The 17882-nt window shown below is 72.1% G+C and carries 20 protein-coding genes; 6 read left to right on the forward strand and 14 right to left on the reverse strand.

Features of this window, described 5'->3' with window-relative positions; genetic code table 11:
• Window positions 1–39: 39 nt before the first annotated feature.
• Genes HZU84_RS02100 through HZU84_RS02125 form a run of 6 tightly spaced genes read left to right on the forward strand, consistent with a single transcriptional unit; the run spans window position 40 to window position 3968 of the window.
• Window positions 40–1044, forward strand: a complete 1005-nt coding sequence (locus HZU84_RS02100) for a Bug family tripartite tricarboxylate transporter substrate binding protein (protein WP_149503891.1) — start codon at window positions 40–42, stop codon at window positions 1042–1044.
• 49 nt (window positions 1045–1093) lie between these two features.
• The gene (locus HZU84_RS02105; protein WP_149503890.1) at window positions 1094–1843 is read left to right on the forward strand and encodes an electron transfer flavoprotein subunit beta/FixA family protein; all 750 of its coding nucleotides are present in this window, start codon (window positions 1094–1096) and stop codon (window positions 1841–1843) included.
• Window position 1844: 1 nt separating this feature from the next.
• Window positions 1845–2786: an electron transfer flavoprotein subunit alpha/FixB family protein gene (locus HZU84_RS02110; protein ID WP_149503889.1), complete on the forward strand. Its 942-nt coding sequence runs from the start codon at window positions 1845–1847 to the stop codon at window positions 2784–2786.
• On the forward strand, window positions 2777–2923 hold the full coding sequence (locus HZU84_RS02115; RefSeq protein WP_180692753.1) for a hypothetical protein: 147 nt from the start codon (window positions 2777–2779) through the stop codon (window positions 2921–2923). Before HZU84_RS02110 ends, HZU84_RS02115 begins: the two co-directional genes overlap by 10 nt.
• A 1-nt stretch (window position 2924) precedes the next feature.
• Window positions 2925–3347 carry an alpha/beta hydrolase gene (locus tag HZU84_RS02120; RefSeq protein WP_149503888.1) on the forward strand — a complete coding sequence of 141 codons (423 nt, stop codon included), beginning with the start codon at window positions 2925–2927 and terminating at the stop codon, window positions 3345–3347.
• Window positions 3348–3359: 12 nt separating this feature from the next.
• Window positions 3360–3968: an HpcH/HpaI aldolase/citrate lyase family protein gene (locus HZU84_RS02125; RefSeq protein WP_219340819.1), complete on the forward strand. Its 609-nt coding sequence runs from the start codon at window positions 3360–3362 to the stop codon at window positions 3966–3968.
• Window positions 3969–4002: 34 nt separating this feature from the next.
• Here HZU84_RS02125 and HZU84_RS02130 read toward each other — a convergent pair whose 3' ends face one another.
• From HZU84_RS02130 to HZU84_RS02195, 14 genes are all read right to left on the reverse strand, one after another.
• The gene (locus HZU84_RS02130) at window positions 4003–4998 is read right to left on the reverse strand and encodes an NADH-quinone oxidoreductase subunit B family protein (RefSeq protein ID WP_149503887.1); all 996 of its coding nucleotides are present in this window, start codon (window positions 4996–4998) and stop codon (window positions 4003–4005) included.
• Window positions 4995–6530 (reverse strand): sigma-54-dependent transcriptional regulator, encoded by a 1536-nt coding sequence (locus HZU84_RS02135; RefSeq protein ID WP_149503886.1) that lies wholly within the window; start codon window positions 6528–6530, stop codon window positions 4995–4997. The genes HZU84_RS02130 and HZU84_RS02135 overlap by 4 nt, the downstream gene beginning before the upstream one ends.
• Window positions 6527–7198, reverse strand: coding sequence for a phosphatase PAP2 family protein (locus HZU84_RS02140; protein ID WP_149503885.1), 672 nt, complete (start codon window positions 7196–7198; stop codon window positions 6527–6529). Before HZU84_RS02140 ends, HZU84_RS02135 begins: the two co-directional genes overlap by 4 nt.
• A gap of 10 nt (window positions 7199–7208) precedes the next feature.
• Entirely contained in the window at window positions 7209–7826 is a 618-nt protein-coding gene (locus HZU84_RS02145; RefSeq protein ID WP_149503884.1) for a 3'-5' exonuclease, read from the reverse strand.
• A gap of 82 nt (window positions 7827–7908) precedes the next feature.
• Window positions 7909–9006, reverse strand: coding sequence for a hypothetical protein (locus HZU84_RS02150; protein WP_180692754.1), 1098 nt, complete (start codon window positions 9004–9006; stop codon window positions 7909–7911).
• Window positions 9003–11459 carry a hypothetical protein gene (locus tag HZU84_RS02155; protein WP_149503882.1) on the reverse strand — a complete coding sequence of 819 codons (2457 nt, stop codon included), beginning with the start codon at window positions 11457–11459 and terminating at the stop codon, window positions 9003–9005. The genes HZU84_RS02150 and HZU84_RS02155 overlap by 4 nt, the downstream gene beginning before the upstream one ends.
• Before the next feature lie 131 nt (window positions 11460–11590).
• Window positions 11591–12403 carry a YdcF family protein gene (locus HZU84_RS02160; RefSeq protein ID WP_149503881.1) on the reverse strand — a complete coding sequence of 271 codons (813 nt, stop codon included), beginning with the start codon at window positions 12401–12403 and terminating at the stop codon, window positions 11591–11593.
• A 75-nt stretch (window positions 12404–12478) separates the two neighbouring features.
• Window positions 12479–13537 carry a hydrogenase expression/formation protein HypE gene (hypE, locus tag HZU84_RS02165; protein ID WP_149503880.1) on the reverse strand — a complete coding sequence of 353 codons (1059 nt, stop codon included), beginning with the start codon at window positions 13535–13537 and terminating at the stop codon, window positions 12479–12481.
• An 89-nt stretch (window positions 13538–13626) separates the two neighbouring features.
• Window positions 13627–14766 (reverse strand): hydrogenase formation protein HypD, encoded by a 1140-nt coding sequence (gene hypD, locus HZU84_RS02170; RefSeq protein ID WP_149503879.1) that lies wholly within the window; start codon window positions 14764–14766, stop codon window positions 13627–13629.
• Window positions 14763–15029 carry a HypC/HybG/HupF family hydrogenase formation chaperone gene (locus HZU84_RS02175; RefSeq protein WP_149503878.1) on the reverse strand — a complete coding sequence of 89 codons (267 nt, stop codon included), beginning with the start codon at window positions 15027–15029 and terminating at the stop codon, window positions 14763–14765. The genes hypD and HZU84_RS02175 overlap by 4 nt, the downstream gene beginning before the upstream one ends.
• A gap of 3 nt (window positions 15030–15032) precedes the next feature.
• Window positions 15033–16220: a Kae1-like domain-containing protein gene (locus HZU84_RS02180; protein WP_149503877.1), complete on the reverse strand. Its 1188-nt coding sequence runs from the start codon at window positions 16218–16220 to the stop codon at window positions 15033–15035.
• The gene (hypB, locus tag HZU84_RS02185; RefSeq protein WP_149503876.1) at window positions 16217–17092 is read right to left on the reverse strand and encodes a hydrogenase nickel incorporation protein HypB; all 876 of its coding nucleotides are present in this window, start codon (window positions 17090–17092) and stop codon (window positions 16217–16219) included. Before hypB ends, HZU84_RS02180 begins: the two co-directional genes overlap by 4 nt.
• 40 nt (window positions 17093–17132) lie before the next feature.
• Window positions 17133–17480, reverse strand: coding sequence for a hydrogenase maturation nickel metallochaperone HypA/HybF (locus HZU84_RS02190; protein ID WP_149503875.1), 348 nt, complete (start codon window positions 17478–17480; stop codon window positions 17133–17135).
• Entirely contained in the window at window positions 17473–17751 is a 279-nt protein-coding gene (locus tag HZU84_RS02195) for a nickel-dependent hydrogenase large subunit (RefSeq protein ID WP_180692756.1), read from the reverse strand. Before HZU84_RS02195 ends, HZU84_RS02190 begins: the two co-directional genes overlap by 8 nt.
• Window positions 17752–17882: the final 131 nt, after the last annotated feature.

Below are 17882 nucleotides of genomic sequence, written 5' to 3' on the forward strand. Positions count from 1 at the left end.
CAACACCACACCCACACCATACCCACAGGAGACACACCCATGACCACCCCCGCCATTCCCCGCCGCGTTTTGGCCGGCGCCTTGAGTGCTTTTACGGTGCTGACGACGCTGGGCCTGAGCGGCCTCGCCCAGGCCCAGAGCTGGCCGGCCAAGCCCATCAAGTTCATCGTGCCTTACGCCGCCGGCGGCGCCACCGACATCACTGCCCGCACCCTGGGCGAAAAGCTCTCGGCCCGCTTGGGCCAGCCGGTGATCGTGGAGAACCGCGGCGGTGCCGGCGGCATCATGGGCACCGACCAGGCGCTGAAGTCCGCGCCCGACGGCTACACCGTACTGGTCTCGCTGGGCACTACCATGCTGATCAACCAGTTCCTCTACGATAAGCTGCCCTACCACCCGCAGAAGGACCAGACGCTGATCACCCAGATCGCCTTGGCACCGGTGGTGCTGCTGGTCAACCCGAAGATGCCGCTGGCCACCGCACCGGAGCTGATCGCCCACATCGAGCACAACAAGGGCAGGGTCACCTATGGCTCCTGGGGCATGGGCTCCTACGCGCACTTGGCCGGCGCTTGGCTGTCGGACAAGCTCAAGGCCGACATGAGCCATGTGCCCTACAAGGGCGAGTCGCCGATGCTGCAGGATCTGGTGGGCGGACAGTTGCAGATGGCCTTCGCCAGCCTGCAGTCGGCGCGCTCCTTCATCGAGTCGGGTCGGCTGAAGGCCTTGGCGGTCACCGGCACCCAGCGCATGGAGGCGCTGCCCAAGGTGCCCACGATGGTGGAACAGGGTATCAAGGATGAGGTGTTTCAGGTCTCCGGCTGGCTGGGCATGAGCGTCCCGGCCAGGACTCCGCCCGAGGTGGTCAATCGCCTGGCCACCGAGATGCAGGCGATCCTGGCCCAGCCCGACATGCGCGAGCGCATCGTGCAGATGGGCTTCATCCCTGTGGGCAGCAGTCCCGAGCGCTTTGGCGCCCAGTTCCGGCAGGACGCCGCGGTGTGGGAGCGGGTGGTCAAGGTCTCGGGCGCCAAGCTGGACTGAGCGCCCGGGCGGCGCCAATCCGTCCCCCTGGAAAACGAAAGGTCTGAAGATGAAAGTTCTGGTCGCGGTCAAGCGGGTGGTCGACTACAACGTGAAGGTGCGCGTGAAGAGCGACGGCACCGGCGTGGACATCGCCAACGTGAAGATGAGCATGAACCCGTTCGACGAGATTGCCGTCGAGGAAGCGGTGCGGCTGAAGGAGAAGGGCCTCGTCACGGAGATCGTGGCGGTGTCGTGCGGCGTGAGCCCGTGCCAGGAGACGCTGCGCACGGCGATGGCGATCGGTGCCGACCGCGGCATCCTGGTCGAGACCGATGCCGAACTGCAGCCGCTGGCGGTGGCGAAGATCCTGAAGGCGCTGGTCGACAAGGAGCAGCCGGGGCTGGTGATCCTGGGCAAGCAGGCGATCGACGACGACTGCAACCAGACCGGGCAGATGCTGGCGGCGCTGGCGGATCTGCCGCAAGCCACGTTCGCCTCGAAGGTCGAGGTCGTGGACGGTCGCGCGGTGGTCACCCGCGAAGTGGACGGCGGTCTGGAAACGGTGTCGGTGTCGCTGCCCGCGATCATCACCACCGACCTGCGCCTGAACGAGCCGCGTTACGTGACGCTGCCGAACATCATGAAGGCGAAGAAGAAGCCGCTGGAAGTCATCAAGCCGGACGCGCTGGGTGTCAACGTGGCCTCGCGCATCAAGACGCTGAAGGTGGCGGAGCCGGCCAAGCGCGGCGCGGGCATCAAGGTGGCGGATGTGGCGACGCTGGTCGCCAAGCTGAAGAACGAAGCGAAGGTGATCTGAGATGGCTGCACTCGTTATTGCTGAACACGACGGCGCATCCATCAAGGGCGCGACGCTGAACACCGTGACTGCGGCGGCGCAGCTCGGTGAAGTCCACGTGCTGATCGCGGGCCTGAACGCCGGTGCGGCTGCGGCTGCCGCAGCCCAGATCGCCGGTGTGACCAAGGTGCTGCACGCCGACGGCGCCAGCCTCGCTGACGGCTTGGCCGAGAACCTCGCGGCCCAAGTGCTGGCCGTGGCCGGTGCCTACAGCCACCTGCTGTTCCCGGCGACCGCCAGCGGCAAGAACGTCGCCCCGCGCGTGGCCGCCAAGCTCGACGTGGCCCAGGTGACCGACATCACCAAGGTCATCAGCGCCGACACCTTCGAGCGCCCGATCTACGCCGGCAACGCCATCGCCACCGTGCAGAGCACCGATGCGGTCAAGGTCATCACCGTGCGCACGACCGGCTTCGACGCCGCGGCTGCCACGGGTGGCTCGGCCGCGGTCGAATCGGTTGCCGCCGTGGCCGACTCGGGCAAGAGCCAGTTCGTCGGCCGCGAGGTCACGAAGAGCGATCGCCCCGAGCTGACTGCTGCCAAGATCATCGTCTCCGGTGGCCGCGCACTCGGCAGCAGCGACAAGTTCAATGAAGTGCTGATCCCGCTGGCGGACAAGCTGGGCGCGGCGCTGGGTGCGAGCCGTGCGGCGGTGGATGCGGGGTATGCGCCGAACGACTGGCAGGTCGGTCAGACCGGCAAGATCGTGGCGCCGAGCCTGTACATCGCCGCCGGCATCAGCGGCGCGATCCAGCACCTGGCCGGCATGAAGGACTCCAAGGTGATCGTGGCGATCAACAAGGATCCGGAAGCGCCGATCTTCAGCGTCGCCGACTACGGCCTCGAAGCGGATCTGTTTGCGGCCGTGCCTGAGCTGGTGACTGTGTTGGCCGCATGGCGATGATCGAGGCACTGACTGCCGACGATCTGGCCTGCAGCGCGACGCTGGTGCGCAGTCCTGCAGGCATGCTGGAGGTGCTGAGCGATTCTCCTCCGCTGGAGGCCCGCGTCCGGGCGGGCTGGCCGACGCGGGCTGGCTGACTTGTGCCCCAACTTCCGTGGCGTGGGGCGCAGCACGGGGGGGCACGCCTGCGGCGCTGGCGAGGCCGACGATCTGTTGGCGCTGGTGCAGGCCCTGCGCGCAGGAATCAGGCAGGGGCTGGCGCTGGCGCTGGTGGGTTTCTCCTTCGGAGCGCATGTGGTGTCGCGTATCGCTGCAGCTCTGAGCGAGGCCGGTGCGCCGGCCTCGAGCGTGGTACTGGCCAGCCTGCCCGACGGCCGCGTGCCTGCGGGCCGCAGCTATGACAGCCCGGGCCATTTCGGCGGCGATCTGGTCCTGGGTTGGGCACGCCGCCATGACAAGGCGGTGACCGTGCTGCCCGAGGCCGATCATTTCTTCACCGGCCAGCTGCCCTTGCTGCGCCGCCTTGTGGTGACGCATGTGACCGGCGCCACCGCAGCCTGACCCGGATTGCACATGTCTGCTTCCATGAATCTTTCTGCTCGTCTGGCTCAGGCGCGCAGTCTGCTTTTCGTGCCAGGGCATCGACCCGAGCGCTTTGCCAAGGCGCTGGCCAGCGGGGCCGGCGCGATCGTGCTGGATCTCGAGGATGCCGTTGCACCGGCTGACAAGCCGGCCGCTCGTGTCGCGGTCCGGGCTGCTTGGTCAGACTGGATCAGTCATGGTGTTCCCGTCGTGCAGCGCCTGAATGCGCATCGCAGTGCGGACTGGGCCGAGGACGAGGCCTGGCTGGCGACCTGGTGCCGCAGCGATCGACCTTCTGTCGGTCTGGCCGGTCTGGCGCCGGCCATTGATGGTGTGACGGTCGCCCTGGATGCTGCCGAGCAGCTGGGGCGGGACACCGCGCGTGCCCGCCGTTTCGGCTTTGGCGGCAAGCTCTGCATCCACCTGTGTCAGGTCAGGCCGGTGCACGCGGCTCTGGCTCCCAGTCCGGCCGAGTGTGACTGGGCGCGACGTGTCGTGGATGCGGACCGCACCAGCGGAGGTGCCGCAGTGCGACTCGACGGCAAGATGATCGATCGTCCGGTCGTGCTGCGGGCTCACCGTCTGCTCGATCGGTGCTGACTCGCGTGGCGTGCGGGTCGCAGGCCCTGTCGGTCTACCGCCGCCCGGTCTTCCTGATCTGCGGCGCCACCACCCGGTGGTCGGCGGTGGCGTTCTCGCGCACCCGGCGCGGGGTGGCGCTCTTCGACAGCGAGGCCAGCGCGACGAACCAGGCCTTGGGCATGTCGGTGGGCAGGCCCACCGGGATGCCGGCGATCTTCGGCGTCTCGGCGAAGGCGTGGCCGGGGTCCTGGAAGCCGGGCTCGGTGCAGGAGATGCAGGCGTGGCCGCCGCGGGTGCAGCTGCCTTCGCCGTTCCACAGCCGGGTGTTGCAGTCGGCATGCGCCTGCGTGCCCTTGCAGCCCATGTGCTCCATCATGCAGCCGAGGTCGGAGGGCTTCTCGGCGCTGGCCTTGAACTCGTAGAACTCGTTGCGGGTGCAGCCGTGGTGCACCAGCTGGTCGGCATAGAAGCGCGGCCGGCCGAGCGCGTCGAGGTCTGCGGGGCCGAGCAGGTCGGCCGCCAGCGCCATCAGCGTCTCCAGCACCCAGCCCGGATGCGTCGGGCAGCCGGCGATGTTGACCACCGGCAGGCCGGAGCGGCTGCGGAAGTCGGGCCCGAGCAGACCGCCCGGGCGATCGTCGTCGTGCTGCAGTCCGGTGGCCTCGGTCGGGTTGCTGCCGGCCGCGGTCACGCCGCCCCAGGCCGCGCAGGCGCCCACCGCCACCACATGGCGCGCCACGCCGGCCAGCCGCCGCACCCAGTCGATCATCGGCACGCCGGTGCCGGCCAGCACATGGAAGCGCCCGGTGCCGTTCGGACCGCGCAGCAGCGCGCCCTCGACGCACAGTGCATCCAGCGCGATCCGGCCGGCCAGCAGGTTGTCGAGCAGCGCGACCACATCCGCCCCGCTGGCCAGCGACAGCGACGGATGCCACAGCAGCCGGATGCCCGCGCCCTCGAGCTGGCCGGCGAAGTCGGCGGTGTCGGCGCACAGCAGCGACATCGAGCAGCCGCCGCAGCCGCCCGACTGCAGCCACAGCAGGTTCATGGCAGGTCCTCGGGCGATGCGGGCGTGTCCTCGAGCTGGAAGCGCCGCAGCTTGGCGCGCAGGCCGACACGCGACAGGCCCAGCTCGGCGGCTGCGCGGGTCTTGTTCCAGCGGTGGCGCAGCAGTGTCTCGCGCAGCACCATCGCCTCGATCGCGTCCAGGCGCTCCTGCAGCGTGCCGCTCTGCGGCAGGCCGGGCAGATTCGGGCCGGGCGTGCCGGCCGGCGCATGGCGGCCGGTCTGGCCATGCAGCACGGTGGCGGAGAAGTCGTGCGGCGCGATCCGGCGGCCGTCGCCCAGCACGATTGCGCGGGCGATCTCGTTGCGCAGCTCGCGGATGTTGCCCGGCCAGGGATAGGCCATCAGCACCGCGATTGCCTCCGGTCCGATCTCCAGGCCGGGCAGGCCCAGCTCGGCGCCGACCTCGCTGGCCAGCCGGCGCGCCAGCGGCGCGATGTCGCCGGCGCGCTCGCGCAGCGCCGGCATCTGCAGCGTCATGCCGGCCAGGCGGTAGTAGAGATCCTCGCGGAAGCGCCCGGCGCGCACCTCGTCGTCGAGCCGGCGGTGCGTCGCGGCGATCACCCGCACATCGACTGGCACCGAGCGGGTCGAGCCTACCGGGCGCAGCTCGCCTTCCTGCAGCACCCGCAGCAGCTTGACCTGGAAGGCCGGCGAGGTCTCGCCGATCTCGTCGAGAAAGACGGTGCCGCCGTGGGCGCGCTGGAACAGGCCGACATGGTCCTCGAAGGCGCCGGTGAAGGCGCCGCGCTTGTGGCCGAACAGCTCCGACTCGAGCAGCGTGTCGGGAATGGCGGCGCAGTTCTCCAGCACGAAGGGGCCGTCGGCGCGCGGGCTGGCGTAGTGGATCGCGCGGCCGAGCAGTTCCTTGCCGGTGCCCGACTCGCCCAGCACCAGCACCGGCAGGTCGAAGCGCGCCACCCGCGCCGCCATCGCGCAGACCGCGTCGAGCGGGCTGCCCGGCGTGCGCTCGATGCGCTCGAAGCCGAAGGTCGCGCGCGCCTGCGCCAGCCGGTCGCCGCGGCGGGTGCGCAGCGCGGTGGTGCCGGCGCGCAGGTCGAGCTCGAGCCGGCTGACGCCGCGCTGCAGCGTGCGCGCCTCCACCGCCTGGCGCACCGTCTGCAGCAGGTGGTCGGGCACCCAGGGCTTGAGGATGTACTGGTAGATCCCGGCCTCGTTGATGCCGCGGATGATGTCCTCGCTGTCGGTGTAGCCGGAAATGACGATGCGCACCGTCTCCGGCCAGCGCTCGCGCACCTCGCGCAGGAATTCCACGCCGGTCAGCCCCGGCATGCGCTGGTCGCACAGGATGACTGCGGCCTCGTGGCGCTCGAGCAGCGCGCGCGCCTCCTCGGCCGAGCTGGCGCACAGGATGCGGAAGTCCTCGTCGAGCGTGCGCCGCATCGCGTCCTGCGAGCGCACCTCGTCGTCGACCAGCAGCACCAGCGGCAGGTCGGCCTCGTCGGGTGCGTCGGGATCGGTGTCGTCGAAGGGCAGGGAATCGGGGGCGTTCATGGCGGATCCGATTGTGTCGTGCCCGGATACCGCCCGCATCCGCAGATGCGCGAGGCCCCGGGCATCGCGCCGGCCAGCGCCCTCACCCAGATCAGGGCCATCAGCGCGCCGCCGATCAGGTCGGTCGGCCAGTGCACCTGCAGATGCAGCCGGGTCGCCGCGACCACGCAGGCCAGCGCCAGGCCGGCGGCCAGCCAGATCGCCGCCGGGCGCGGCCGGCCCGGCTGCCACCACAGCGCCAGCACGACCGCCAGCACCTGTGCGGTGTGCGCGCTGGGAAAGCTCAGGTCGGGCGGCAGTGGCAGGCCGGTGGGGAAGAGGTCCGGGCGCGGGCGCATCACCAGCAGCTTGACCGCATGCACCAGCAGCGTCGTGCCCAGCAGCGCGGCTGGCACGAAGGCCGCTTCCTGCCAGGGGCGCTGCTGGCGGCGCAGCCAGGCGGCCCGGGCCAGCGCCACCGGCAGCAGCAGCGCCAGCGAGCCGGCCCAGGTCAGCGCGGCCGCCAGCCGGTCGGTGCCGTCCGAGCGCAGCGCGTGGAACCATGCCAGCCCGGCGCGATCGAGCGCGATGACGCGGCAGATGCCGTCCTGGCAGAGCAGCAGGCCGGCGGCCACGCCGGTCAGCAGGGCCAGCAGCGCGCCGGCCAGCAGTGCGCGAGGGCTTCTCATGCCGGTCCGGTCAGCGTGTGCCGGCCAGCATCTGCGCGACACGCTGCTTCGGCAGCGCCTGCACCCGCATCAGCCAGTCATGGTCGCAGCGGCCCTCGCTGCCGGGCCCCAGGCCGGCGTGCTTCAGGTCGTCCTGCATGCGGCCGAGCAGATGCGCGGCCATCTCGGCATCGGCCAGCGCCCGGTGCGCCTGGCCGGTGCTCGGCAGGCGGTGGTAGCTGGCCAGATCGCCCAGGCGGTGGCTGGGCGCGTCCGGATAGAGCCGGCGCGACAGCATCACGGTGCAGATGAAGGGATGCGGCGCCGCCAGCCCGGCCAGCGCCAGCTCGGCCTGCCAGAAGCGGCGGTCGAAGGCGGCGTTGTGCGCGGCCATCGGCAGCTCGCCGACGAAGCGCGCCGCTTCGCGCATCACCTGCCCGGCGGGCGGCGCGGCGGCGATCATCGCGTTGGTGATGCCGGTCAGCTGCGAGATGAAGGCCGGGATCGGCCGGCCGGCGTTCATCAGGCTCTGGAAGCGCTCGACCGGTCGGCCGTCCTCGAGGATGACGATCGCCACCTCGGTGGCACGGTCGCCCAGCGCGGGCGATCCGCCGGTGGTCTCGAAGTCGATGACGGCGATGCAGGACATGACAGGCAGCAGCGGGACGGCCGCGGGCAGCGGAAGAAGGCCGCGATCATGGCAGATCGGGCCCGGCGCCGGGCCTGTCGGGTCAGAGCGACGGCAGCGGCCCGCTGACCTGCAGCAGCATCGATCGACGTTCGCCGCCGCGCAGGTCGCTGCCAAGCTGCAGGGACCAGCCACTGCGCTCGATGCCGACGCCGATGCGGCGCTCGTGCGGTCGCCATTGCGCCGACAGGCCCCAGCCGCCGGCCTGGCCCTGCCAGCCCAGGCGCGGCAGCGCGCCCCAGCCCGGCAGCCAGACCAGGCCGGCCTGCAGCCGGCCGAGCCCCTCGCCGCGCCAGCCGATCTCCAGCGTGCTGACCGGTGCGAGCGTGCGCCGCCAGGGCGGCTGGCGGTTGCGGCCCTCGACCAGCGGCCGGTAGCTGACGAAGCCGTCGGCGTCCAGCCCGGCCTGGTCGGTCGAGAGCTGCGCCTGCTGCTGTGGCAGGCCGCGCCAGTGCAGCCTGCCCGCGTCCTGCCAGCGCAGCTCGCCGTCCCAGGCGCCGTCGCGCAGCGCCAGCCGCCCGCCCAGCAGCAGCGCCCAGCCGCGTGCGGCCATCGGCTGGCGGAACGGGAAGTCGAGCCGGTCGTCGATCTGCAGCGAGCGCAGCTCGGCCTGGTAGCGGCCCTCGGCCTGGCGCCAGCCGGCGTGGCCGTCGATCCGGCGTGCGCCGACCCGCTGCAGTGCCAGGGCCTGCGCCGACAGCGCCAGCGTCAGCCCCGGGGCCAGCGCCAGATCGCGCGTGCCCAGCTCGAGGCCGGCACCGGCGAAGCCGAGGTGGTCCAGGTCGACGCGCCAGTCGCGGTCGTGTCCGGGCGTGCCGCCGGTCTCGACCTGGCGCGCCAGCTCGAGCGCGCCCGCGCTGGCGATGGCGATCGCGCGCTGGCGTGCCAGCAGCACGACGCGCGTGCCGTCGCTGCCGCGGCGCTCGAGCCGCAGCTCGTCGAACAGATAGCCCAGATTGCGCCCGGCGCGCGGATCGAGCGCGCGGGCGGCCTCGTCGTCGCCGAGCCGACCCAGCGCCAGCGCGTCGACATGCCGGTCCGAGGCCAGCGAGAGCCGCCAGCCCGGCGCGGCCGGCTGCGCGTGGGCCGCGGCGGCAGCCGCCAGCAGCAGCGCGGCCAGGCGTGGCGGCACCGGGCTCACAGCCCGATGTCCAGCGAAACGAAGCTGCCGTCGGTGAAGGTCAGCATCCGGGTGGAGGCGTCGATGCGACCGATCAGCGTGTCGCCGGCTTTCAGCTCGGCCGAGCTGGGCTGGCCGGTCCAGCCCAGCGAGAGCTTGCTGGTGGCCTCGCGCAGCATGAAGCGTGCGTCGCTGCCTTCGCTGCCCGGCGTGGCGGTGCCGGAGACCACCATGCGCGGCGTGCCGCCCACCAGCGTGCGGTACTGGAAGCTGACCGCGTCGGGGCTCTCCTGATCGCTGTGCATCGTCGTGCCGAGCGTGAACTCGAGCACCGGGCGCTGCGGCGCGGTGACGGTGCCGGTCAGCGTCAGGTCGACGCCGAAGCGGTTGCCGGCGCTGTCGGCCTCGCGCTCGTCGTAGCTGCCCGCGCCGCTGATGCGCGCCTCCAGCGTGGCCTTCAGGAACTCGGTGCTCACCCCGTCGCGGGTGGTGCGCAGCGCACCGCTGAGCTGGCCGAAGGTCGGCAGCCAGGATTCGCCCGAGCGGGTCAGCACCACGTCCTTGAGCTTGAACGTGCCCTCGAACTCGGCGCCCGGCGTGGTCCACAGCAGGTTCAGGTCGGCGAGCGTGCCCACCGGCGCGCCACCGGCCGTCAGCGTCGACATCGCGAGCTGGCCGCTGCGCAGCGTCAGCGTGCCGATCTCGGTGCTGGCATCCGAGTAGGCCTTCAGCGTGCCGCTGACCGCGTAGGTGTCGCTCTGGCTGGTGGCCGACAGGCCGTCGGCCGCGGTGCTGATGCTGCCGGTCAGCGCGATCGCGTGATGGTGGCTGCCGAGCGTGTCCGAGCCCTTGCCGACGCCGCCGGGCAGATCGCCTGCGAGCGTGAAGCCGCGGATCGTGCCCAGCGGGGTGTCGAGCGTCGGCACGAGCCGGCCGGCCGAGGCCTCGAGCTGGGGCTGCAGCACGGTGTTGGCGGTCACGGTGCAGGCGCCGCTGCTGTAGTCGCAGCTGCTGACGCGCTGGCGGGCCCGGCTGACATAGGTGAAGCTGCCGTCGGCCTGCGGCTCCAGCGTGAAGCCGTGCACCCACTCGGTGGTCACGATCGCGTTCTGCGTGAAGCTGCGCGAGCTGCGGTAGACCGCGCGGCAGCCGACGACCCGGGCGTCGGCGGTGCCGGTGGCGCGGGTGCTCAGGTCGGTGGCGGTGAACAGGCCGCAGGCGCCGGCGACCGGGCCGCCCTGGCCGTCGCCGCCGCGGCTGCGGGTGGTCTGCGTCGAGCGGCCGGCCATCAGGTCGTTGTAGAGGTCGACGCCCATCAGCATGGTGCCGGTGTCCTTGACCAGCATGTCGACCGGCACCTCGATGCCTTCCATCGCGCTGCGGAACTGCCAGGCCTGGATGTTGACGGCACCGCCCGACAGCGAGGCGCCGCCACGGCTGAACATCGCGCCCCAGTCGCTGCGGATCTCGTTGAACAGCAGCCTGGCCGCGGCGATCGCGGTGGCGGTCGGGTCGCTGCCGCCGGAGCCGCCCGCTGCGGCCGGCGTGCAGCCGCTGTCCTTGCAGCCGAGATTGGCGATCACGCCGGCCAGCAGGCTGCCGGGCACGCTGCCACTGAGCTTGGGCGTCGTCAGCACGGTGCCCAGCGCGCTGCTCAGCGCGCCGGAGACATCGACGGCCGCGCCGCCGCTGCCGGAGGCCAGCTTCAGCGACGAGGTGCTGGCCGAGGCCGACAGCGCCTCGACCACGCAGCGGGTGCGCGCGCCGGCATCGCCGTCGCCGCAGCCGAGCTGGCCGCCCGACGCCATCTGCGAGACGGCCGCGAGCATGACGGCCATCTTCTTCTCGTCCTCGCTCTGGGCCGAGCCGACCGGACGGGCGCTGACCGCGGTCGGGTCGAAGCCGAGCAGCTGGCTGACGGTCGAGACCGCCTGTGCGGTGTTGCCGGCGCTGATGCCGCCGCCGGCGCGCTCGGCCGCGGCGACCACCATCTCGCTGAACGGCGTGATGCTGGCGCTGGTGGTGACCGTGCCGGCCTGCGACGGGGTGATGACCGAGCGCATCGAGAAGCCGGCCGGCAGTGGCTGCGCGGTGCCGGTGACCTCGTCGAGATGGGTGGTGCTGCCGTCGGCCTTGGCCGAGACGCGCACCACGTAGGGCCGCGAGACGGTGGCGTCGAAGCTCAGGCTGTAGCGGCCCTCGGCGTCGGTGGTGGTCGAGGCCAGCGTGGTCGTCAGGTCGACCGAGCCGTCGGCCGCCACCGGATGCACCTTCACGTCGGCGTTGGCCATCAGGCCCTTGGAGGCGGTGCCCGACAGCGCCACCGCACTGGTGGTCGTGCCGCCGCCCCCGGTCGTGCTGTCGTCGCTGCCGCCTCCGCCGCCGCAGGCGGCCAGCGCGGCGGCAGCGATCAGCGTGGTGCTCAGGGTCAGAGGACGCCAGCTGGCGCGGCGGCGGAAGGATGCGTAGGTCATCGCGGGTCTCCGGGTCTGCAACGGGACAGGATCAATCGATCGACTATATCGGTGTTCCCGGCGCATCCATGAGCCGAATTGGCTGCGCTGCACCCATGATTTCTGCCCGCACCGGGCCTGGGCCGCGAGGCTCAGAACTCGCCCAGCGCCCGGCTGCTGGCGAAGGCGAAATACTCGCGCAGCCAGGCGTTCCAGCGCAGATGGCGCGGCGTGGGCGCGCCGGCGGCACGCACCTGCGCATAGCCGGCCTGCCGGGCGATGCGCAGGCTGCGCGGCACATGGAAGTCGCTGGTGATCACCATGATGGCGGTGTGGCGCGGGTCCAGACCGACCTGCTCCAGCAGCGTCCGGCTGAAGACCAGGTTCTCGTGGGTGCTGGTGCTGCGCTCCTCCAGCAGCAGGCGCGCCTCGTCCAGGCCCCGGTCGCGCAGGTAGCGGCGCATCACTTCGGCCTCGGTGCAGCCGAAGCCCGGATCGACACCGCCGCTGACCACCACCCGCGCCTGAGGATAGGCCCGAGCCAGGTCCAGCCCGCGCTCGAGGCGCTGGCGCAGCGTTGGCGAGGGGCGGCAGTGGTTGGTGCCCGAACCGAGCACCAGGATCGCGCCGGGCGGCGCAGCGCTGAGGTCGGGACCCTCCCGTCCGGCCTGGGCGATCTGCAGGAAGAACAGCAGCAGGCTGGCCAGCCACAGCCAGAAGCCGATGCACACCGCCCGCCACAGGCGCTGGCGCCAGCGCTGCTGCGCCAGCCAGTGCTGCCACTGCGCGCCGCGCCAGGCCAGGCCGATCAGCGCCAGCCCGATCGGCAGCGGCAGCACCACGCCCAGATGGCGCATGCCGATGGACATCAGCAGCAGCGCGTCGAGACAGAGCAGGGCGCCGGCCAGCAGCACCAGCAGGCGCGAGGCGGAGCGGACGGACGGGGGCAGGGCAAGGCGCAGCATGTCGTGAAAGGCGGGAACAGGCCGCCACGATAGCCGCCACGACAGCTGCTGCGATCTCCGTCGATTCAGCAGATTTCAGCAGATGCGTGGCAGCTGCTCGCCGCTGAGCCAGTCGACCACGCGCCGGCCGCCGAAGCGCGTGGCCATCTGCACGAAGCGGTGCGGGTCGTCGGTGACGAGGCCGATGCGCGCGGCCTGCTGCCCGAGCGGATGCGCCTGCATCGCCGCCAGCAGCGGGTCTGCCACGTCGGGTGCGCAGATCGCCACCAGCCGGCCCTCGCAGGCGACATAGAGCGGGTCGAGCCCGAGCAGCTCGCAGGCCGCCTCGACCTGCGCCCGCACCGGAATCTTTGCCTCGTCGAGCGTGATGCCGGTGCCCGACTGGCGGGTGATCTCGTTGAGCGTCGTCGCCAGCCCGCCGCGCGTCGGGTCGCGCAGCACGCGCACGCTGCCCTCCGGTACGGCCGCCAGCATGGCGGCGGTCAGGCCGTTGAGCGCGGCGCTGTCGGAGACGATCTCGGTCTCGAACTCCAGCGATTCGCGCTTCGACAGCACCGCCACGCCGTGGTCGCCGATCGGGCCCGACACCAGCACCACGTCGCCCGGCCGCGCCAGGTCGCCGCCCAGGCGCCGGCCCGGCGGCAGCCAGCCCGCGCCGGTGGTGTTGATGAAGACGCCGTCGCCGTGGCCCTGCTCGACCACCTTGGTGTCGCCGGTGACGATGGCCACGCCGGCCTCGCGCGCGGCCGCGGCCATCGAGTCGACGATGCGCTTGAGGTCCGCCAGCGGCAGGCCCTCCTCCAGGATGAAGCTGGCCGACAGGTAGAGCGGCTGCGCGCCCATCATCGCCACGTCGTTGACGGTGCCGTGCACGCTCAAGGCGCCGATGTCGCCGCCGGGAAAGAACAGCGGCGAGATCACATGCGCGTCGGTGGCCAGCACCAGGCGGTGGCCGGCGGGCGGCGCGGGCAGCACCGCGCCGTCGTTGCCCTCGCGCAGCGCGGGATTGTCGAAGGCGCGCGCGAACAGCGCCTCGATCAGCTGCGCGCTGGCGCGGCCGCCGGCGCCGTGGTTCATGTCGACCCGGCCGTGCTTCAGGTCGAGCGGGCGGGTGTAGTCTTTGCGGAGGGCCATGGTGGGTGCCGGGGGTGGGTTCCCGCCTTCGCGGGAATGACGGGAAGGGCGGGAAGGACGGGAAGTGGGGGCGGGGCCAGACGGGGCGCTCAGGCGGTGGTGATCGCGATGTCCTTCCAGCGGCCGTAGCTGTAGTGCGCCGCGCAGGCACCCTCGCTGGAGACCATGCACGAGCCCATCGGGTTCTCGGGCGTGCAGACGGTGGCGAAGAGCCTGCAGTCGGCCGGGCGCTTGACGCCGCGCAGGATCGCGCCGCAGTCGCACTGCTTGTGATCGGGCACCGGCTGGTAGCGCAGGTCGAAGCGCCGCTCGGCGTCCCAGCGCGCGTAGGGCGCGCGGATGCGCAGCGCGCTGAATTCGACCTCGCCCAGGCCGCGCCATTCGAAGTTCTCGCGCAGCTCGAAGACCTCGGCCACCAGCGCCTGCGCCGCGGCGTTGCCCTCGCGGGTGACAGCGCGGGTGAACTCGTTCTCGACCTCGTGGCGGCCGTCGTTGACCTGGCGGATCAGCATCAGGATGGCCTGCATCACGTCCAGCGGCTCGAAACCGGCGATCACCACCGGCTTGCGGTAGTCGCGGGCGAAGCCCTCGTAGGGCGCCGAGCCGATCAGGATGCTGACATGCGCCGGGCCGACGAAGCCGTCGAGCGGCACGGTGCCCCACTGCTTGACCTCGGGCGACTCCAGGATGTGCGTGATCGCGCTGGGCGTGAGCACATGGCAGCACAGCACGCTGAAGTTGGCGAGGTTCTCGGTCGCGGCCTGCTTGAGCACCAGCGCGGTCGGCGGCGTCGTCGTCTCGAAGCCGATGGCGAAGAAGACCACCTCGCGCTCCGGGTTCGCGCGGGCGATCTTTAGCGCGTCGACGGGCGAATAGACCATGCGGATGTCGGCGCCTCGGGCCTTGGCGCGCTGCATCGACAGCTGGCCGGAGGCCGGCACGCGCATCGTGTCGCCGTAGGTGCAGACGATGGCGCCGTGCTGCAGCGCCAGGCCGATGGCCTGGTCGATGCGGCCGATCGGCAGTACGCAGACCGGGCAGCCGGGGCCGTGCACCATCTGCACGTTGTCGGGCAGCAGCGCCGGTACGCCGTAGCGCGACAGCGCATGGGTGTGGCCGCCGCAGAACTCCATGAAGCTGTAGGTCCGGTCGGTGCGCGCCTCGGCGCGGATCTTCGCGGCGAGCTGGCGCGCCAGCTCGCCGTCGCGGAACTCGTCGACATATTTCATCGCGGCGTCTCCTCGGCAGGGGTCGGGGCAGGGGCCATGGTCGGGTCCAGTGCGGCCATCTCGGCGAAGAGCGCCAGCGTGCGCTCGGCCTCCTCGGTGTCGAGCCGGCCGATGGCGTGGCCGACATGCACGATCACATAGTCGCCGACACGCGCCTCGGGCGTCAGCGCCAGCGAGATTTCCTTGCGCACGCCGCCGAGGTCGACCACGGCCATCTCGTCGGGCAACAGGGCTGCCACGCGGGCAGGCAGGGCGAGGCACATGGTTCAGGTCTCCGTCGCAAAAGGGGTTGGAGTCGTCGCGGCTGCCACCCAGGCCTGGCCGAGCGCCAGGCCGGCATCGCCGCAGGACACCGCCTGCGGGCGGTGCACACGCAGGCCGGCCGCCGTCAGCCGCGCGCTCAGGCGCTGGCTCAGCAGCCGGTTGAAGAAGCAGCCGCCGCCGAAGGCGACATCGTGCAGGCCGCAGCGGGCCGCTGCCGCGACGGTGGCGTCGGCCAGCGCATCCGCCAGCCCCGCATGGAACAGCGCCGCTCCCCGCCCGCAGGCCTCGGCATCCTGCCCGTCCACCGCCAGCAGCGCCTCGAACAGGGCCCACACCGCCCCGCCCAGATCACCGACCCGTCGTTCACCGTCACCCTCGCGAACGCGAGGGCCCACGCCCGCCACGCCCTCCGGATGCCGCTCCAGCCAGGCAGCCGCACACCGCTCCAGCGCGATCGCCGCCTCGGCCTCCTCGCGCTGCCGCACCGACAGCCCCAGCACCCCGGCCGCCGCATCGAACCAGCGCCCCGCGCCGGTGCTGGCCGGGCAGTTCAGCCCGCGCGCCAGCATCGTCCGCACGCCCTGCGCCGCAGCCGCCCCGACCACCGGCGCCAGACGCGGCTCGATCTCGTCGCCGCGCCCCAGCGCATGCAGCACCGCCGCGACCAGCCGCCACGGCTCCCGCGCCGCCACATCGCCGCCGGGCAGCGCCAGCGGCGGCAGATGCGCGAGCCGCTCGAAGCCGCCGTGCGCATCCAGCCGCAGCAGCTCGCCGCCCCAGGCGGTGCCGTCCGTGCCCAGTCCGACGCCATCCAGCGCCAGGCCGAGCAGCGGCCCGTCCACCAGCCCGGCCTCGGCCTGCAGCACCGCCAGATGCGCCTGGTGATGCTGCACGCCGATGGCCGGCACGCCCAGCCGCTCGGCCCAGTGCAGCGCCAGCCGGGTGCTGTGGAAGTCCGGGTGAAGATCATGCGCGACCGCCTCGATCGGCCCGCCGGCCGCCGCGGCCAGGGCCTGCACCGAACGTTCCAGCGCGATGCAGGCCTCGGGCGTGCCCAGGTCGCCATGCAGCGCCGACGGCAGGAAGCGATCGCCCTCCAGCAGCCCGGCGCTGTTCTTCAGCCAGGCGCCGAAGGCCAGCACCCGGCGCGGTGCGGCGCGCGGCAGCACCAGCACGGTCGGGGTGTTCATGCCAGGTCCTGCAGCAGCCAGTCCAGCCAGGCGTCCATGCCGACACCGGTCTTCGCCGACACCAGCAGCACCTCGATGTCCGGATTGACGCGCTGCGCGAAGGCGATGCACTGCGCCACATCGAAGTCCAGATGCGGCAGCAGATCGACCTTGGTCAGCACCATCAGCCGCGCGGCGGCGAACATGTCGGGGTACTTGATCGGCTTGTCCTCGCCCTCGGTGACCGACAGGATCGCGATCTTGGCGCGCTCGCCCAGGTCCCACATCGCCGGGCAGACCAGGTTGCCGACGTTCTCGATCATCAGCAGCGACGGGTCGGCGGCGTGGGCGTGGTCCTGGCCGTGATGGTGGTGATGGCCGTGCAGCGGCAGCCGCGCGAAGGCCTCGGCGATCATCGGCGCGTCGAGGTGGCAGCCCTTGCCGGTGTTGATCTGGATGGCCGGCGCGCCGGTGGCGCGGATGCGGTCGGCGTCGTTCGTGGTCTGCTGGTCGCCCTCGATGACACCGACCGGCAGGCCCTGCGCGCGGACCTTGAGCGCCTCGATGGTGGCGCACAGCAGCGTGGTCTTGCCCGAGCCGGGACTGGAGACCAGGTTGTAGGCGATGACGCCGTGGCCGGCGAAGTGCGCGCGGTTGGCGTCGGCGATGCGCTGGTTGGCGCCGAGCACGTCGGCCTCGAGCCGGATCGCGCGCGCCTGGCTCATGCCGGGCACGCTGACCCGCGCCGGGCCCTGGCCGTAGTGCAGGTCGCCGTGATCATGGTGATGCGCGTGGGCCGGGTCGCTGCCGTGACCGTGACCGTGACGGTGATCGTGACTGTGCTGGTGCACCGCACCGGGGGTGCCGGTCGAGCAGCCGCAGATGACGCACATGGTGGGGTTCCTTTCGGTGTTCTTCGTCGTTCGGTGGGGGTCAGTCGTCGTGGACCATCAGGTCGACGACACGCAGCTCGGTGCCGCCGGTGGGCTGCAGGCGAAAGCCCCCGCATGAGGGGCAGGCGTCGGCGCGCGAGCCGATCTCGACCGACCGCCCGCAGCCCAGGCACCAGGCGGTGCCGGGCGGCTCGTCGATGAGGATCTCGGCGCCTTCCAGACAGGTGCCCGGCACGCTGGCCTCGAGCGCGAAGCGCAGCGCACGCACCTCGACGCCGCTGAGCGCGCCGGCCTCCAGCCGCAGCAGGCTGACGCGGCGGAAGCGTTCGCGCTCGGCCGCGTCCTCGACGAGCCGGACGATGCCACCGGCGAGACTGAGTTCATGCATCGCAAATCACCTCGACATCGACGCAAGGATCGAAGGCCAGCGCGAGCAGCCGCGCCGCCTCGCTGCGCGGGCCGGTCTCCGGCAGCGCCGCCAGCGCCTGCGCCAGCGTGCCGCGCGGATGCGCATTCCATTCGGTGGGCGCCAGCACCTGCCAGGCGGCGACGCGCCGGCCGTCGGCCTCGAGCCGCACCCGGTGCAGCAGCAGGCCGCGCGCCATCTCGCACCAGGCCAGGCCGTCGCCGGGGCCGAGCGCCAGCGCGCCGCGCTGCAGCCGCCGCGCGCCAGTCCGGCGAGCACCTGCTGGCCATCCTCAACGATGTGCTGGACCTGTCCAAGCTGGAGTCGGGCCGGCTCGAGCTGTCGCCCCATCCGGTCGACCTGTCGCGCCTGCTGGCCGAGGTC

The organism is Sphaerotilus sulfidivorans, assembly GCF_013426975.1.
Classification (GTDB): Bacteria; Pseudomonadota; Gammaproteobacteria; order Burkholderiales; family Burkholderiaceae_C; genus Sphaerotilus; species Sphaerotilus sulfidivorans.

Bases quoted from the DNA above. Each gene is read 5' to 3' on its own strand.
- HZU84_RS02130 (WP_149503887.1), bottom strand. From the start codon at position 4,998: ATGAACCTGCTGTGGCTGCAGTCGGGCGGCTGCGGCGGCTGCTCGATG.
- hypE (WP_149503880.1), bottom strand. From the start codon at position 13,537: ATGGCCCTCCGCAAAGACTACACCCGCCCGCTCGACCTGAAGCACGGC.
- HZU84_RS02160 (WP_149503881.1), bottom strand. From the start codon at position 12,403: ATGCTGCGCCTTGCCCTGCCCCCGTCCGTCCGCTCCGCCTCGCGCCTG.
- HZU84_RS02140 (WP_149503885.1), bottom strand. From the start codon at position 7,198: ATGAGAAGCCCTCGCGCACTGCTGGCCGGCGCGCTGCTGGCCCTGCTG.
- HZU84_RS02125 (WP_219340819.1), top strand. From the start codon at position 3,360: ATGTCTGCTTCCATGAATCTTTCTGCTCGTCTGGCTCAGGCGCGCAGT.
- hypB (WP_149503876.1), bottom strand. From the start codon at position 17,092: ATGTGCGTCATCTGCGGCTGCTCGACCGGCACCCCCGGTGCGGTGCAC.
- HZU84_RS02145 (WP_149503884.1), bottom strand. From the start codon at position 7,826: ATGTCCTGCATCGCCGTCATCGACTTCGAGACCACCGGCGGATCGCCC.
- HZU84_RS02175 (WP_149503878.1), bottom strand. From the start codon at position 15,029: ATGTGCCTCGCCCTGCCTGCCCGCGTGGCAGCCCTGTTGCCCGACGAG.
- HZU84_RS02155 (WP_149503882.1), bottom strand. From the start codon at position 11,459: ATGACCTACGCATCCTTCCGCCGCCGCGCCAGCTGGCGTCCTCTGACC.
- HZU84_RS02100 (WP_149503891.1), top strand. From the start codon at position 40: ATGACCACCCCCGCCATTCCCCGCCGCGTTTTGGCCGGCGCCTTGAGT.
- HZU84_RS02180 (WP_149503877.1), bottom strand. From the start codon at position 16,220: ATGAACACCCCGACCGTGCTGGTGCTGCCGCGCGCCGCACCGCGCCGG.
- HZU84_RS02190 (WP_149503875.1), bottom strand. From the start codon at position 17,480: ATGCATGAACTCAGTCTCGCCGGTGGCATCGTCCGGCTCGTCGAGGAC.
- hypD (WP_149503879.1), bottom strand. From the start codon at position 14,766: ATGAAATATGTCGACGAGTTCCGCGACGGCGAGCTGGCGCGCCAGCTC.
- HZU84_RS02135 (WP_149503886.1), bottom strand. From the start codon at position 6,530: ATGAACGCCCCCGATTCCCTGCCCTTCGACGACACCGATCCCGACGCA.
- HZU84_RS02105 (WP_149503890.1), top strand. From the start codon at position 1,094: ATGAAAGTTCTGGTCGCGGTCAAGCGGGTGGTCGACTACAACGTGAAG.
- HZU84_RS02115 (WP_180692753.1), top strand. From the start codon at position 2,777: ATGGCGATGATCGAGGCACTGACTGCCGACGATCTGGCCTGCAGCGCG.
- HZU84_RS02110 (WP_149503889.1), top strand. From the start codon at position 1,845: ATGGCTGCACTCGTTATTGCTGAACACGACGGCGCATCCATCAAGGGC.